This is a genomic window from Rhizobium sp. WSM4643 (assembly GCF_025152745.1).
GTDB lineage: Bacteria > Pseudomonadota > Alphaproteobacteria > Rhizobiales > Rhizobiaceae > Rhizobium > Rhizobium leguminosarum_I.
In genome coordinates this window covers 3868426-3883995 of sequence record NZ_CP104040.1, presented here as the reverse complement: position 1 = coordinate 3883995, position 15570 = coordinate 3868426, and the positions used below count along the sequence as shown (strand labels likewise).

The window sequence follows — 15570 nt, the reverse complement described above, 5'->3', positions numbered from 1 at the left end:
GGTGATCTGATGGCCGGGAGCGCGACAGCCACAGCGGGAACGATTCCGGCAGCGCCTGCCCATGCCGACGAGCGCATGGATCCGAAGAAGCTTATTGCCTTCTTCGCGATGGTGCTCGGCATGTTCATGTCGATCCTCGACATCCAGATCGTCTCGGCCTCTCTTGCCGAAATCCAGGCCGGCCTTTCGGCAGGCAGCGACGAGGTCGGCTGGGTGCAGACGGCTTATCTGATCGCCGAAGTAATCATGATCCCGCTTTCCGGCACGTTGGCGCGCATTATCTCGACGCGTTATCTCTTCGCGATCTCGGCCGCCGGCTTCACCATGGCGAGCGCGCTTGCGGCGACGGCGACGAATATCGACCAGATGATCGTCTACCGCGTCATCCAGGGCTTCATCGGCGGCGGCATGATCCCGTCGGTTTTCGCGGCTGCCTTCACCATCTTCCCGCCTTCGAAGCGCAGCATCGTCTCGCCGATCATCGGTCTGATCGCGACGCTGGCACCGACCATCGGCCCGACGGTCGGCGGTTATCTCAGCCACGCCTTCTCCTGGCACTGGCTGTTCCTCGTCAACATCGTTCCCGGCATCATCGTCACGATCGTCACCTGGAACTTCATCGATTTCGACAAACCGGAACTGTCGCTCTTCAAGAAATTCGACTGGTGGGGGCTGATTTCGATGGGCGTGTTCCTCGGCGCGCTGGAATATGTGCTCGAAGAGGGCAATTCGAACGATTGGTTCAACGACAGTTCCATCACCATCGCAGCGATTGCCTCCAGCGTTGCGGCCATCGTCTTCTTCTACCGCGCCTTTACGGTGGATTTCCCCGTCGTCGACCTGAAGGCTTTCGCGAATCGGAATTTCTCGTTCGGTTCGGTGTTTTCTTTCGTCATGGGCATTGGCCTCTATGGCCTCACCTATATCTATCCGGTCTATCTCGGGCGCATCCGTGGCTATGATTCACTGATGATCGGCGAGACGATGTTCGTCTCCGGGCTGGCGATGTTCTTCACCGCGCCGATCGCCGGACGATTGTCGACCAAGATGGACCTGCGCCTGATGATGGCGATCGGCTTCGTCAGTTTCGCCGCCGGCACTTTCATCATGATGCATCTGACGGCGGATTGGGATTTCTACGAGCTGTTCATTCCGCAGATCTTGCGCGGTTTCGGACTGATGATGTGCATGGTGCCGATCAACAATATCGCGCTCGGCACGATGCCGCCCTCGCGCATCCGCGGCGCGTCCGGCTTGTTCAATCTGACCCGAAACCTCGGCGGCGCTGTCGGCCTTGCCGTCATCAACACCGTGCTCACCAGCCGCCAGGACGTGCATTACGAGCGGCTGCGGGAGAATATGGACTGGGGCAATCCGGCGGCGATCGACCAGATGAACAACATGGCCGCCAATTTCAACACTTACGGCATGGACGGCGCCTCTGTGGCGATCAAGCAGATGGTCGGGCTTGCCACCAAGCAGGCGATCATCCTTTCCTTCAGCGACGTGTTCCTGATCCTGACCGCACTCTTCCTTGCCATGATCCTCGGTGTCGCCATGATCAAGAAACCCGCGCCGCAAGGCGGGGGAGGCGGTGGCGGCCACTGACCTCCGGCCTGCCGCCCCTTGAAAAGGCCCTCTTCGGAGGGCCTTTTTGTTGCTGTTTTCCGGCCGCTGTGTCATCAGGCGGATGATCGTCGGCTGGATCGGTCCGACTCGGGTAGGCAATGCCCGGAAAACGAAGCGGGAATCCGCTCGCTCGATTTTTTGATTTACGTACATCAAAATTGGCGCTAATGGTCTCGTCAGGAGGAATGATGAGGCCAACCGTTCACGATATCGCCGCTGCCGCCGGTGTCAGTCTCGCGACTGTCGACCGGGTTCTCAACCAGCGCCCCGGTGTGCGCCACGTCACGCGGGAAAAGGTCGAGACCGCGATCCGCGAGCTCGGTTATATCAGAGACGTCGCCGCCGCCAATCTTGCCAAGGGGCGCACCTATCCCTTGGTCTTCATCCTTCCGGCCAGCGACAATTCCTTCATGCACGGGCTCAATGCCGAGATCCGCCAGGCGATCGTCCGCTCGTCGGCCGAACGCACCGATATCCGCACCATCGAGGTGCCGGCCTTCGATCCCGCCGCCCTAGTCTCCGTGCTTGAAGGGCTTTCCCGGGAAAAACCATGCGGCATTGCGCTGGTTGCGACCGATGCGCCCGAAGTACGCGCCGCCGTCGACAGGTTGGTTCGCGAGCGCTTTCCCGTCGTCACCCTGGTTTCCGATCTCACGGGGTCGCTACGCCATCACTATGCTGGTGTCGACAATATCGCAGCCGGCCGCACTGCCGCCCGCCTGCTCGGACGATTCCTCGGGCCGCGAAAGGGCGAAATCGCCGTGCTCGCCGGCTCCATGCTGGTGCGTGACCATCGCGAGCGGCTGGAGGGCTTCACCGCTGTCATGGCCGAGGAATTTCCCGATCTTGCGATCCTGCCGGTTCTCGAAGGCCGCGACGACCCGGAGGTCGCCCATAGGCTCGTTGCCGACGCGCTCGGGAATGCCGGCATCATCGGCGTCTACAGCCTCGGCGCCGGCAATCGCGGCCTGATCCGGGCGTTGAAGGAGAAGGCCGTCGACCGCGTACTGACTGTCATTGCCCACGAACTGACTGCCCATACGCGCGCGGCACTGATCGACAATACGATCGATGCGATCCTCAACCAGGATGCCGGCCATGAGGTGCGGAGCGCCATCCGCGTGCTGAAAGCCAAGGCGGACGGGCTTGCCGTCATCGAAGCGCAGGAGCGCATCCGCCTCGACATATTCCTGAAAGACAATCTGCCGTAACGGCAAAGGGAGAAATGCCACATGTATCTGGGTCTCGATCTCGGAACCTCCGGCGTCAAGGCGATGCTGATCGACGGCGATCAGAAGATCGTCGGCTCGGCCAATGGTTCGCTCGACGTGTCGCGTCCGCATTCCGGTTGGTCGGAGCAGGAGCCGGCCCACTGGGTGCGCGCCACGGAAGAGGCGGTCGCCGGCCTCAAGGCAAAACATCCGAAGGAGCTTGCCGCGGTCAAGGGCATCGGGCTTTCCGGACAGATGCACGGCGCGACGCTCATCGATGCCACCGACAAGGTCCTGCGCCCCTGCATCCTCTGGAACGACACGCGCAGCTACGTCGAGGCCGCGGCACTCGATGCCGATCCGCGCTTTCGCGCGCTCACGGGCAACATCGTCTTTCCCGGTTTCACGGCGCCGAAGCTCGCCTGGGTCGAAAAGCATGAGCCCGATGTTTTCGCCAAGATCGCCAAGGTGCTCTTGCCGAAGGACTATCTGCGTCTTTGGCTGACCGGCGAATATATCTCGGAAATGTCGGATTCGGCCGGCACTTCCTGGCTCGACACCGGCAAACGCGCCTGGTCGTCCGAACTGCTCGCCGCCACCAAGCTTTCTAAGGAGCAGATGCCGGCGCTTGTCGAAGGCACCGAGCAAGCCGGCAAGCTGCGGTCCGAACTGGCGGCGCAATGGGGCATATCAGGCGATGTCGTCGTGGCCGGTGGCGCAGGCGACAATGCGGCCTCTGCCTGCGGCATGGGCACGGTCAGCGATGGTGCAGCCTTCGTCTCGCTCGGCACCTCGGGCGTGCTTTTTGCCGCCAACGCTTTCTATCTTCCGAAGCCGGAAAGTGCCGTGCATGCCTTCTGCCACGCGTTGCCGAACACCTGGCACCAGATGGGTGTCATCCTGTCGGCCACCGATGCGCTCAACTGGCATTCCAGTGTCACCGGCAAGTCGGCCGCCGATCTCACCGGCGAAGTCGGCGAGACGCTGAAGGCTCCCACCGGCGTTACCTTCCTGCCCTATCTCTCCGGCGAGCGCACGCCGCACAATGATGCCGTCATCCGCGGCGCCTTCATCGGCCTCGAACATGAAAGCAGCCGTGTCGTTCTCACCCAGGCAGTACTCGAAGGCGTCGCCTTCGCCATCCGCGACAATCTCGAAGCGTTACGCTCGGCCGGCACCGGCATATCCCGGGTCACGGCAATCGGCGGCGGTTCGCGCTCGCGTTACTGGCTGGCGTCGATCGCGACCGCCCTCGGCGTTCCGGTCGACCTCCCGGCCGACGGCGATTTCGGTGCGGCCTTCGGCGCCGCCCGTCTCGGCCTGATTGCGGCAACAGGGGCGGATCCCATTGCCGTCTGCACGCCGCCAATAACAGCCGGAACGATCGAGCCGGTGTCCGCACTGAGCGGCGCTTATGAGGATGCTTACAAGCGCTACCGTGCGCTCTACCCGGCGATCAAGTCGCTGGCGCACTGAGAACTGGAGCCAGCGGCCGCCTCATCCGACCCTTCGGGCCACCTTCTCCCCGAGGGGAGAAGGGAAAAGAGGCGCTGCTGCGAGTCTCTTCTCCCCATCGGGGAGAAGGTGCCGGCAGGCGGATGAGGGGGCCTCTGGCGTAGACCAACAATTTTGAACTTCGAAAAGATACGAACCCAAGGAGAACCAACATGAGCACCGGATTTTTTGGCGATATCCAGAAAGTAAAATACGAAGGCCCGGACAGCACCAATCCGCTGGCCTTCCGCTATTACCAGCCGGACGAGATCGTCATGGGCAAACGCATGGAAGACCATCTGCGCTTTGCGGTGGCCTATTGGCACACCTTCACGTGGCCGGGCGGCGATCCATTCGGCGGCCAGACCTTCCTGCGTCCCTGGTTCGAGGACACGATGAAGGCCGCCAAACTCAAGGCCGACGTCGCCTTCGAATTCTTCTCGCTGCTCGGCTCGCCCTATTACTGCTTCCATGACGCCGACGTACGTCCCGAAGGCAAGAATTTCGCCGAGAACACCAAAAACCTCAACGAAATCGTCGATTATTTCGCCGACAAGCAGGCCGCAACCGGCACCAAGCTGCTCTGGGGCACGGCGAACCTCTTCTCCCACCGCCGCTATATGTCGGGCGCTGCGACCAATCCGGATCCCGACGTCTTCGCTTTCGCAGCCGCGACGGTCAAGACCTGCATCGATGCCACGCAGAAGCTCGGCGGCGAAAACTACGTGCTCTGGGGCGGCCGCGAAGGTTACGAGACGCTGCTCAACACCGATATCGGCCGCGAGCTCGACCAGCTCGGACGCTTCCTCAACCTCGTCGTCGAATACAAGCACAAGATCGGCTACAAGGGCACGATCCTGATCGAGCCGAAGCCGCAGGAGCCGACCAAGCACCAGTACGACTATGATGTCGCGACCGTCTATGGCTTCCTCAAGAAGCACGGCCTTGAAAACGAGGTGAAGCTCAATATCGAGCAGGGACACGCGATCCTTGCCGGCCACTCCTTCGAGCACGAGCTGGCGCTTGCCAATGCGCTCGGCATCTTCGGTTCGATCGACATGAACCGCAACGACTACCAGTCCGGCTGGGATACAGACCAGTTCCCGAACAATGTTCCCGAAATGGCGCTCGCCTATTACCATGTTCTGGCAGGCGGCGGCTTCAAGACCGGCGGCACCAACTTCGACTCGAAGCTGCGCCGTCAGTCTCTCGACCCGGCGGACCTGCTGATCGGCCATATCGGCGGCATGGATTGCTGCGCCCGCGGCCTGAAGGCCGCTGCCAAGATGATCGAGGACAAGGCTCTGTCGCAGCCGCTCGCCGATCGTTATGCCGGCTGGGAATCCGCCGAGGCGCAGAAGCTCTTCCGCGGCGAGTATTCGCTGGATGAGATCACCCACTATGTCGAGAGCCACGACGTCAACCCGCAGCCAAGGTCGGGCAAGCAGGAATTGCTTGAGAACGTCGTCAACCGTTACGTTTGATAAAGCGCGCCGGCGGTCACAGGCCGCCGGCACCGTCGCCGGCCGGTGCGGGCAGGAAGCCCTCAGCCTCTACTGGTTCAACGTTTCGACCAGTTGCGCGACGGCGCCGAGACGGAGTTCCGAACCACCAGATCCGGCCTCAGCAGGATTTCCGTTTCGGTCGGCCGGCCATCGGACAGAAGTTCCAGCAGCAGCGCCATTGCCTGCTTGCCGATCGCCGTTCTCGGCTGTCGGATGGTGGTCAGCGGCGGGGATATGAAGACGGCCTGCGGCACGTCGTCGAAACCGGTCACCGAGAAATCCCGTGGAATGTCGTAGCCTCGCGCGCCGAGGCCGACCATGACGCCGATTGCCGTCTGGTCGTTGACGCACATGAAGGCGGTCGGAAGCGTGTCGCGCATGAAAAGCTGTTCGACCGCATGCCGCCCGCTTTCGATCGTGCCGTCACCTTCGAGCACGATCCTGGTGTCGGGTGGGATGCCGGCGGCGTCGAGGCCGGCATCGTAACCCATGCGCCGTCTGGTGTAGGCAAGCCGAGTGCGCGAATCGCCGATGAAAGCGATCTTGCGATGCCCTTCGGCCAGCAGCAGGTCCACCGCTTTGCGAGCACCCTCGGTATCGTCGACGCCGACATAGGGAATGCCGCCGTTGAAGACGGGCTCGAAAACGCCGACGCTCGGCGGCAGCCGCGCGGTCATCGTCTGATGCCCGAAGGGCAGGATGCCGGTGAAGAGGATCAATCCGGCCGCCTGGTTGGAATTGAAGAATTTCAGATATTCCAGGCCGCGCTGGGCATCGTTCTGGGTGTGGCCGATCAAGATGCCGTAGCCATGCGCGCGCGCTTCGTTCTCCAGGCCGACGAGAATGTTGGAGAAATTGGGATCGCCGATATCGGGCGCCACGACGAGGATCATGTTGGAGCGGCCGAGCCTCAGGCTGCGCGCCATGGCATTGGTCGTATAGCCGGTGATGGCGATTGCCTGGTTGACCTTGAGGCGCGTGGAGTTGGCGACCTTCTCCGGCATGTGGATTGCCCGGGACACCGTCGCGATGGAGACCTCGGCGATCCGGGCGACGTCTTCGATGGTTGCGGGCGTGGAATTCGACACTGGGTTCTGCCTTGGGCTGTCTTCGCCGCGACACTACACAGACTTGTCAAGAGGTCAAAGGCAGGCTTCAACGGATCTGTGTAAATCAACGATGTAAACCTTTACACGATCTATGTAAAGGTTTACATAGGGCTCCAGAGCGGATGGGATGCCGCTTTGGGAGGATCAGATGACTGTGGAAGCTGCTGACACCGCACCCGTGGTGCTGTCCGCCAGGCGCATATGCAAATCCTTCAGTGGAGTGCAGGTCCTCTTCAGCGTGAACTTCGATCTCCGCGCCGGCGAAATCCATGCCCTCATGGGTGAAAATGGCGCCGGAAAATCCACGCTCGTCAAGGTATTGTCCGGTTTCGAACAGCCGAGTTCCGGTGAAATCCTGCTCGATGGCAAGCCCGTCGTGCTGCCGCCTAATGGCGCCGCCGAGGCGCTCGGCATTGTCATTATTCACCAGGAATTCAACCTCGCCGAGCATCTGACCGTGACGGAGAGCCTCTTTCTCGGGCGCGAAGTCACGCGCTTCGGCATGCTCGACCGCAAATATATGCGGTCGGAGACACGCAAGGTTCTCGACGTGCTCGGTTCGCATGTCGATGAGAACGCGCTGGTCAGCACGCTTTCCATCGCCGACAAGCAAATGGTCGAAATCGCCAAAGCGATCAGCCGAGACGCGCGGGTGGTGTTCATGGACGAGCCGACCGCGGTGCTGTCGCGGGAAGAGACCAATATGCTGTTCAAGCAGGTTCGCAAGCTTCGCGACCAGGGTACCAGCTTCGTCTTCGTGTCCCACAAACTCGACGAGGTGATGGAATTGACCGACCGCGTCACGGTGCTGCGCGACGGCCAATGGATCAAGACTTCGCCGACGTCCATTCTGGACGGGGAATCGATCGCGCAGCTGATGGTCGGCCGCGAACTCTCCAGCCTCTATCCCGCTAAGGTCGAGCCCGATGTCGACGAGGAGGTCGTCCTCAGCGTCGCCTCGGTGTCGACGGGTTATGTGAAGGATGCGAGCTTCGAGGTGCGCAAGGGTGAGATCATCGGTTTCTCAGGCATGATCGGCTCCGGCCGCACCGAGCTGATGGAAGCGATCGCCGGGTTGCGAACCCGTCTCGAGGGCGAGGTGGTCATCAAGGGGGAAACGGTTCCCTCCGGCGACGTGCATGCCGCCAATCGCTGCGGGCTCGCTTACATGACCAAGGACCGCAAGTCGAAGGGCCTCTTGCTGCGCTCCGGCATGGTCACCAATCTGACACTGCAATCGCTCGGCAGGCACGCGCGTCACGGCTATCTCAGCCCGGGCAGCGAAGCGGCCGCGATGGCAAAGGCCAAGCGTCGTTTCGATATCAGGGTTCGCGACGGCAATATCGTCGCCGGCCGGATGTCGGGGGGAAACCAGCAGAAGCTGCTGCTCGCCAAGGTCATGGAGACCGATCCTGATATCATCATCATCGACGAGCCGACGCGCGGCATCGATGTCGGCACAAAGCAGCAGATATATCATTTCATCTCGGCGCTCGCCCGGGACGGCCGGTCGATCATCGTCGTGTCGTCGGAGATGCCGGAGGTCATCGGCCTCTGCACGAGAGTGGCGGTGATGCGCGAAGGGCGTATCGTCGGCGTGCTCGAAGGAGACGAGATTTCCGAACAGGAGATCATGCGATACGCCGCCGGGCTCAAGAGGAAGGCGGCCGCCTGAGGGCTAGCAGGGCTTTGCCTGATCAGAACGATAGATAAGATTCCCAGAAAATATGGGACGGGAGGTTGGTTTTGGAAATGAGTGTCAACGAGGAGACCAGGGAAATCCGGCGCCGATCCTGGCGGGATGTCGACCTGCGTGCGGTCGCGCCCTTCGTCGCCCTGGCGCTGCTGCTGATCGTCGGAGCCTTGGTCAATCCCAATTTCATCGGCATCACCAACCTTGCCAATGTCGCGACGCGCAGTGCCTTCATCGCCATCATCGCGGTCGGTGCGACCTTCGTGATATCAGCAGGGGATCTCGATCTGTCGGTCGGCTCGATGGTGGCCTTCGTCGCCAGCCTGATGATCCTGCTGATGAATTCGGGCGCCATCGCAAACCCGGCTTTGATGCTCGTGGTCGCGGTCGTCTTCACGATCGTCGCCGGTTCGCTGTGCGGCCTGGCGAACGGCCTGATCACGACCGTCGGCAAGATCGAGCCGTTCATCGCGACGCTCGGCACAATGGGCATCTATCGCGGCCTGACGACATGGCTGTCGCAAGGCGGCGCGATCACGCTTCGCTCCGCCGATATCCAGACGCTCTATCGCCCTGCTTATTTCGGCAATGTCGCCGGCATACCAGTGCCGATCGTGGTGATCCTGGCGGTGACCGCGGTCGCGGCCTTCATCCTCTATCGCACCCGCTACGGGCGCCATGTCGTGGCTGTGGGATCAAACAGCGACGTCGCCCGCTATTCCGGTATTGCGGTCAACCGCGTGCGCACGATCGCGTTCGTCATCCAGGGACTGTGCGTTGCCATTGCCGTGCTGCTCTATGTTCCCAGGCTTGGGTCGACATCGGCGACGACGGGCATCCTGTGGGAGCTGCAGGCGATCACGGCCGTCGTCGTCGGCGGTACGGCGCTCAAGGGCGGCGCGGGCAGGGTCTGGGGCACGATCTGCGGCGCCTTCATTCTCGAACTGGTCGGCAACATCATGCTGCTTTCGAATTTCATCAGCGAGTATCTGATCGGTGCCATCCAGGGTGCGATCATCATTATCGCCATGTTCGTTCAGCGCTCGCTGGTGCGCAAATCATGAGTTGAACCGTGCTTGCAATTGATCGGGCTTACAGGGCGTCCGGTCCCGATATGGAAAAGTCCCTGAAGTTATTGGGAGGAAATAGCATGCGTAAATTGATGTTGGGCCTGGCGGTTGCGGCGGTGACGTTCGCCGGCGCCGCTCACGCCCAGGACAAGAAATTCACGATCGGCGTCTCCATTCCGGCCGCCGACCACGGCTGGACGTCGGGCGTCGTATTCCATGCCGAACGCGTCGCCAAGCTGCTGATGGCCGAACATCCCGGTCTCAACGTCATCGTCAAGACTTCGCCGGACGCCGCAAGCCAGGCCAACGCCGTGCAGGATCTCGATACGCAGGGCATCGACGCCCTCGTCATCCTGCCGTCGGATCCGGATCCGCTCGTCAACGCCATCAAGGAAGTCAAGGGCAAGGGCAAGTTCGTCGCCCTCGTCGACCGCGCGCCGAGCAACAACGACAATTCCGTGCGCGACCTCTATGTCGCCGGCAACAACCCGGCTCTCGGCGAAGTCGCAGGCAAGTACATCAAGCACACCACGCCGGACGCCGAAGTGGTGGTCATCCGCGGTCTGCCGATCCCGATCGACCAGCAGCGCCAGGACGGCTTCGACAAGGGCATTGCCGGCTCGAACGTTAAGGTTCTCGACCGCCAGTACGGCAACTGGAACCGCGACGACGCCTTCAAGGTCATGCAGGACTACCTGACCAAGTACCAGAAGATCGACGTCGTATGGTGCCAGGACGACGACATGGCTGTTGGCGTTCTGCAGGCGATCGAGCAGGCCAAGCGCACCGATATCAAGTATGTCGTCGCCGGCGCCGGCTCCAAGGACATGGTCAAGAAGGTCATGGACGGCGACAAGCTGATCCCGGTCGACGTTCTCTATCCGCCGGCAATGGTCGGCACGGCGATGGAGCTGACGGCGGCGGCACTCTACGATCAGGTCCCGGTTCATGGCAGCTACATTCTCGATGCGACGCTCGTCACCAAGGAGAATGCCAAGGACTTCTATTTCCCGGATTCGCCGTTCTGATCGATTGACTGGAGATATGCGCCCATTCGAAAGGATGGGCGCATTTTATATGCTTCCACTATAGCGGCTAGCCGAAAATGCTGCACGTACCTCTTGCCCGTCAAAGCCCATCATGATTAGCTCGCAGCCATATCGCATTTGGCCTCGCGCCAAATTCGACGCAAGGGCGAGGAGGCGCCTTGCTCCCGCCAAATAGCGTGCTACAACACTTCAGAAACGTTTACGGTCGATATTCAGGGAGGAATCTGACATGAAGACGATCAAGGGCCCCGGCCTTTTCCTTGGCCAGTTCGCGGGCGATACCGCGCCATTCAACTCGTGGGACGCAATCACCAAATGGGCGGCCGACATCGGTTACAAGGGCGTCCAGGTGCCGACCTGGGCCAGCCAGCTGATCGATCTCAAGAAGGCCGCCACGTCCAAGGATTATTGCGACGAGTTCGCCGGCAAGGCCCGCGAAAACGGCATCGAGATCACCGAACTTTCCACCCATCTGCAAGGTCAGCTCGTCGCCGTTCACCCGGCCTATGACGAAGCCTTCGACGGGTTTGCGGCACCCGAGGTGCGCGGCAATCCGAAGGCGCGTCAGGAATGGGCGGTCGAGCAGGTCAAGATGGCGCTGACGGCATCCAAAAACCTCGGTCTCAAGGCGCATGCGACCTTTTCCGGCGCGCTTGCCTGGCCCTTCATCTATCCCTGGCCGCAGCGTCCTGCCGGTCTGGTCGAGACTGCCTTCGACGAACTCGCCCGCCGCTGGACGCCGATCCTCAACCATGCGGACGAGAACGGTATTGACGTCTGCTACGAGATCCATCCGGGCGAAGACCTGCATGACGGCATCACCTTCGAGATGTTCCTCGCGCGCGTGAAGAACCATCCGCGCGCCAACATGCTCTACGATCCCTCGCACTACGTCCTGCAGTGCCTCGATTATCTCGACAATATCGACATCTACAAGGACCGCATCAAGATGTTCCACGTCAAGGATGCGGAGTTCAATCCGACCGGGCGCCAAGGTGTTTATGGCGGCTATCAGGGCTGGGTGGAACGCGCCGGCCGCTTCCGCTCGCTCGGTGACGGTCAGGTCGATTTCGGCGCGGTGTTTTCGAAGATGACGGCGAATAATTTCGACGGCTGGGCCGTGGTCGAATGGGAATGCGCGCTGAAGCATCCGGAGGATGGCGCCCGTGAAGGCGCCGAATTCGTTGCCGCTCATATCATCCGCGTCACCGAGAAAGCCTTCGACGATTTCGCCGGCAGCGGTACGGACCAAGCGGCGAACCGGCGGATGCTGGGGCTCTAACGCATAGGGGTACCGTGATGCTACCCCTCACCCTAACCCTCTCCCCGTTTTGACGGGGAGAGGGGACTTGCCACACCAGACGGCAGAGATGGGCATAGACATCGCGGCATATCACCTTCTCGCCGCTGGCGGGGGAAGGTGGCGGCAGCCGGATGAGGGGCCGCGCCCGCACCAAATTAAGTTTCAGGAGGAATCATGGCAATCGAAGCATCATCCGAACAGACCCGCGAGCCGCGCATCCGGCTCGGTATGGTGGGCGGCGGCGCGGGCGCGTTCATCGGCGCGGTGCACCGTATCGCCGCACGCATCGACGATCAGTACGATCTCATCGCCGGCGCGCTGTCGTCGACGCCTGATAAGGCGATCGCATCCGGCCGCGACCTTGGCCTCGATCCGTCGCGGACCTATTCTAGCTATCGCGAGATGGCGATCCGCGAGGCGAAGCTGAAGAACGGCATCGAGGCGGTGGCGATCGTCACGCCGAACCATGTGCACTACGATGCAGCCAAGGAGTTCCTGAAGCGCGGCATTCATGTCATCTGCGACAAGCCGCTGACGTCAAACCTTGCCGATGCGAAGAAGCTGAAGAAGATCGCCGACGAGAGCGGCGCGCTCTTCGTGCTGACGCATAATTACACCGGTTATCCGATGGTCCGCCAGGCGCGGGAGATGATCGCGAATGGCGAACTCGGCGATATAAGAGTCGTCCAGGCCGAATATCCGCAGGACTGGCTGACGGAAGCGGTCGAGCAAACCGGCCAGAAACAGGCCGCATGGCGCACCGATCCGGCGCAGTCCGGCGTCGGCGGCTCGACCGGCGATATCGGCACGCACGCCTATAATCTCGCCGCCTTCATCACTGGCCTGGAGCTCGACAGCCTCGCTGCCGATCTCGACAGCTTCGTTCCCGGCCGCCGGCTGGACGATAATGCGCATGTCATGCTGCGCTTCAAGGCGAAGGGCTCGGAGAAGCCGGCCAAAGGCATGCTGTGGTGCAGCCAGGTGGCGCCCGGCCATGAAAACGGTCTGATGGTGCGCGTCTACGGCAGCAAGGGCGGGCTGGAATGGACCCAGAAGGACCCGAACTACTTGTGGTACACGCCTTTCGGCGAGTCGAAGCGGCTGATCACCCGCGGCGGTGCCGGTTCAGGCGCGGCTGCCGGCCGTGTCACGCGCGTACCATCAGGTCATCCGGAAGGTTATCTCGAAGCCTTTGCGACGATCTATACGGAAGCCGCGCATGCGATCAATGCCCGCAAGAAGGGTAGGGCCGTCGACAAGGCAGTGGTCTATCCCACCGTCGATGACGGCGTGAAGGGTGTGGCTTTCGTCGAAGCCTGCGTCGCGTCTTCCAAGAAGAACGGCGCATGGGTCAAGGTCTGAATTTGCCGATCTAGATTGCTCCATGAAAGCGCCGAGGCGGGGTCAAGCCGCCTCGGCATTTGCTTATTTGGTCAGGCAGTAGCAGTGCGGCCGCGCTTGAGCAGGCTGTCGACGCTCAACGGTCCGGCTCCTGCCGCCACCAGATAGAGAAACACGAAGCAGAACAGGATCGCCGCGACGCCGCCGTTCTGCGCAGGGTAGATGCCCTTCGAGGCATGGCCGATGAAATAGGCGAAGGCCATCAGGCCCGAGAGCACGAAGGCTGCGATACGGGTCTGGAATCCGACGAGCACCAGGAAGCCGAAGGTGAGTTCGAGCAGTCCGGCAATCCAGGAGAGCGATCCCGCCGGCGGCACGCTTGCCGCAGCCGGAAAATGCAGGATCTTCTGTGTTCCGTAGCTGAAAAGCACGAGTGACGAGACGATGCGCAACAGGCTCAGCAGATGGGGCTGCAGCGAATGGACCGAAGAGAGCATTGGATTGCTTTCACATTTGTGATGCCATTTCCGGTGTAAGGATCTCGGTCTCAACGGCCAAGTCACGACTGCTGACATTGCCGTTTGAGGTCGGCTGCGCGGTAAGGGAAGGACGGTTGCAGCTGTTCTGGCTTCCTCCTGCAACGTTGCAGTTTTTCTCGCCGTCAGCCTGTACTTTGCCTTCAGGCTTGGCTAAATCCGGCGCAAACGGCTCAACCTGAGAGATAGGACTTGCAGATGATCGATCCGAAGAAACTCGCGGAACGCTTTCCCGGCGACTTCACTTTCGGCGTTGCCACCGCTGCCTTCCAGATCGAAGGCGCCAGCAAAGCCGATGGCCGCAAGCCATCCATCTGGGATGCTTTCTGCAATATGCCCGGCCGCGTCCATAATCGCGATAACGGCGATATCGCCTGCGATCACTACAATCGCCTGGAACAGGACCTCGATCTCATCAAGGAGATGGGTGTCGAAGCCTACCGGTTCTCGATTGCCTGGCCGCGCATTATCCCCGACGGCACGGGTCCGGTAAACGAGGCCGGCCTCGATTTCTACGATCGGCTGGTCGACGGCTGCAAGGCGCGCGGCATCAAGACCTTCGCGACGCTCTACCACTGGGATCTGCCTCTGTTGCTCGCCGGCGAAGGCGGCTGGACGACACGCTCGACCGCCTATGCGTTTCAGCGCTATGCCAAGACGGTGATGAACCGCCTTGGCGACCGCCTCGACCGGGTCGCGACCTTCAACGAACCCTGGTGCATCGTCTGGCTCAGCCACCTCTACGGCATCCATGCTCCGGGCGAGCGCAACATGCAGGCCGCCCTTCACGCCATGCATTACATGAACCTTGCCCACGGTCTCGGCGTCGAGGCGATCCGCTCGGAAGCCCCTGGCGTGCCCGTCGGGCTTGTGCTCAACGCCGCCTCGATCATTCCTGGCTCCGACAGCCCGGCTGATCTTGCCGCCGGCGAGCGTGCGCATCAGTTCCACAACGGCGCCTTCTTCGATCCTGTCTTCAAGGGCGAATATCCGAAGGAATTCGTCGAGGCGCTCGGCGACCGCATGCCCGCCATCGAGGATGGCGACCTGACGCTGATCAGCCAGAAACTCGATTGGTGGGGCCTGAACTACTACAAGCCCGAGCGCGTCACCGACGACGCCGAACGCAAGGGCGATTTCCCCTGGACGGTAGAAGCGGCGCCGGCAAGCGACGTCAAGACCGATATCGGCTGGGAAATCTATGCGCCAGGCCTGAAGCTCTCGATCGAGGATCTCTACCGTCGCTACGAACTGCCGGAATGCTACATCACAGAGAACGGCGCCTGCGACAACACCGATGTCGTCGACGGCGAGGTCGACGACACGATGCGCCTCGACTATGTCGGCGATCACCTCGACATCGTTGCCGGTCTCATCAACGACGGCTATCCCCTACGCGGCTACTTCGCCTGGAGCCTGATGGACAATTTCGAATGGGCGGAAGGCTACCGCATGCGCTTCGGCCTCGTCCATGTCGATTATGAGACCCAACTGCGCACGGTGAAGAAGAGCGGCAAATGGTACCGCGAGCTTGCGGCCCAATTTCCGAAGGGCAATCACACGCCGGGTTAGGGCAGGCGCCGTCCGGCGGCTGCAGGCACAAAATAGCGCGTCAGAAAGCTGCAACAGG

The 15570-nt window shown here is 61.5% G+C and carries 12 protein-coding genes; 10 read left to right on the top strand and 2 right to left on the bottom strand.

Features of this window, described 5'->3' with window-relative positions:
- Positions 1 to 9 precede the first annotated feature (9 nt).
- The 4 genes from N1937_RS19250 to xylA all read left to right on the top strand — a co-directional run bounded on the left by N1937_RS19250 (position 10) and on the right by xylA (position 5818).
- A complete protein-coding gene (locus tag N1937_RS19250) occupies positions 10 to 1608 on the top strand; it encodes a DHA2 family efflux MFS transporter permease subunit (protein ID WP_260056767.1) in 1599 nt (532 codons plus the stop codon).
- Between the two features lie 209 nt (positions 1609 to 1817).
- A complete protein-coding gene (locus N1937_RS19245) occupies positions 1818 to 2840 on the top strand; it encodes a LacI family DNA-binding transcriptional regulator (RefSeq protein WP_032985740.1) in 1023 nt (340 codons plus the stop codon).
- A 21-nt stretch (positions 2841 to 2861) separates the two neighbouring features.
- On the top strand, positions 2862 to 4316 hold the full coding sequence (gene xylB / locus N1937_RS19240; protein WP_260056766.1) for a xylulokinase: 1455 nt from the start codon (positions 2862 to 2864) through the stop codon (positions 4314 to 4316).
- 191 nt (positions 4317 to 4507) lie between these two features.
- Positions 4508 to 5818, top strand: coding sequence for a xylose isomerase (gene xylA / locus N1937_RS19235; protein ID WP_260056765.1), 1311 nt, complete (start codon positions 4508 to 4510; stop codon positions 5816 to 5818).
- 77 nt (positions 5819 to 5895) lie between these two features.
- Here the strand turns inward: xylA and N1937_RS19230 are convergent, their stop codons facing one another.
- Positions 5896 to 6927 (bottom strand): LacI family DNA-binding transcriptional regulator, encoded by a 1032-nt coding sequence (locus N1937_RS19230; RefSeq protein WP_003543025.1) that lies wholly within the window; start codon positions 6925 to 6927, stop codon positions 5896 to 5898.
- 169 nt (positions 6928 to 7096) lie between these two features.
- Here N1937_RS19230 and N1937_RS19225 point away from each other — a divergent pair, with 169 nt between their 5' ends.
- From N1937_RS19225 to N1937_RS19205, 5 genes are all read left to right on the top strand, one after another.
- Positions 7097 to 8623, top strand: coding sequence for a sugar ABC transporter ATP-binding protein (locus N1937_RS19225; RefSeq protein ID WP_017967945.1), 1527 nt, complete (start codon positions 7097 to 7099; stop codon positions 8621 to 8623).
- 77 nt (positions 8624 to 8700) lie between these two features.
- Positions 8701 to 9705 (top strand): ABC transporter permease, encoded by a 1005-nt coding sequence (locus N1937_RS19220; protein WP_162119369.1) that lies wholly within the window; start codon positions 8701 to 8703, stop codon positions 9703 to 9705.
- 86 nt (positions 9706 to 9791) lie between these two features.
- Positions 9792 to 10739 (top strand): substrate-binding domain-containing protein, encoded by a 948-nt coding sequence (locus tag N1937_RS19215; RefSeq protein WP_260056764.1) that lies wholly within the window; start codon positions 9792 to 9794, stop codon positions 10737 to 10739.
- 250 nt (positions 10740 to 10989) lie between these two features.
- The gene (locus N1937_RS19210; protein WP_260056763.1) at positions 10990 to 12042 is read left to right on the top strand and encodes a sugar phosphate isomerase/epimerase family protein; all 1053 of its coding nucleotides are present in this window, start codon (positions 10990 to 10992) and stop codon (positions 12040 to 12042) included.
- A 195-nt stretch (positions 12043 to 12237) separates the two neighbouring features.
- Positions 12238 to 13425, top strand: coding sequence for a Gfo/Idh/MocA family protein (locus tag N1937_RS19205; RefSeq protein WP_260056762.1), 1188 nt, complete (start codon positions 12238 to 12240; stop codon positions 13423 to 13425).
- 71 nt (positions 13426 to 13496) lie between these two features.
- On the opposite strand, the gene N1937_RS19200 is transcribed toward N1937_RS19205, so the two are convergent.
- Positions 13497 to 13901 carry a DoxX family protein gene (locus N1937_RS19200; RefSeq protein ID WP_260056761.1) on the bottom strand — a complete coding sequence of 135 codons (405 nt, stop codon included), beginning with the start codon at positions 13899 to 13901 and terminating at the stop codon, positions 13497 to 13499.
- 237 nt (positions 13902 to 14138) lie between these two features.
- Here N1937_RS19200 and N1937_RS19195 point away from each other — a divergent pair, with 237 nt between their 5' ends.
- A complete protein-coding gene (locus N1937_RS19195) occupies positions 14139 to 15512 on the top strand; it encodes a GH1 family beta-glucosidase (protein WP_026154548.1) in 1374 nt (457 codons plus the stop codon).
- Positions 15513 to 15570 lie beyond the last annotated feature (58 nt).

What these genes read in the sequence shown, in the direction of transcription:
- N1937_RS19195 (WP_026154548.1), top strand. Translation starts at nt 14,139, where the DNA reads ATGATCGATCCGAAGAAACTCGCGGAACGCTTTCCCGGCGACTTCACT.
- N1937_RS19250 (WP_260056767.1), top strand. Translation starts at nt 10, where the DNA reads ATGGCCGGGAGCGCGACAGCCACAGCGGGAACGATTCCGGCAGCGCCT.
- xylB (WP_260056766.1), top strand. Translation starts at nt 2,862, where the DNA reads ATGTATCTGGGTCTCGATCTCGGAACCTCCGGCGTCAAGGCGATGCTG.
- N1937_RS19215 (WP_260056764.1), top strand. Translation starts at nt 9,792, where the DNA reads ATGCGTAAATTGATGTTGGGCCTGGCGGTTGCGGCGGTGACGTTCGCC.
- N1937_RS19245 (WP_032985740.1), top strand. Translation starts at nt 1,818, where the DNA reads ATGAGGCCAACCGTTCACGATATCGCCGCTGCCGCCGGTGTCAGTCTC.
- N1937_RS19225 (WP_017967945.1), top strand. Translation starts at nt 7,097, where the DNA reads ATGACTGTGGAAGCTGCTGACACCGCACCCGTGGTGCTGTCCGCCAGG.
- N1937_RS19205 (WP_260056762.1), top strand. Translation starts at nt 12,238, where the DNA reads ATGGCAATCGAAGCATCATCCGAACAGACCCGCGAGCCGCGCATCCGG.
- N1937_RS19200 (WP_260056761.1), bottom strand. Translation starts at nt 13,901, where the DNA reads ATGCTCTCTTCGGTCCATTCGCTGCAGCCCCATCTGCTGAGCCTGTTG.
- N1937_RS19220 (WP_162119369.1), top strand. Translation starts at nt 8,701, where the DNA reads ATGAGTGTCAACGAGGAGACCAGGGAAATCCGGCGCCGATCCTGGCGG.
- N1937_RS19210 (WP_260056763.1), top strand. Translation starts at nt 10,990, where the DNA reads ATGAAGACGATCAAGGGCCCCGGCCTTTTCCTTGGCCAGTTCGCGGGC.
- xylA (WP_260056765.1), top strand. Translation starts at nt 4,508, where the DNA reads ATGAGCACCGGATTTTTTGGCGATATCCAGAAAGTAAAATACGAAGGC.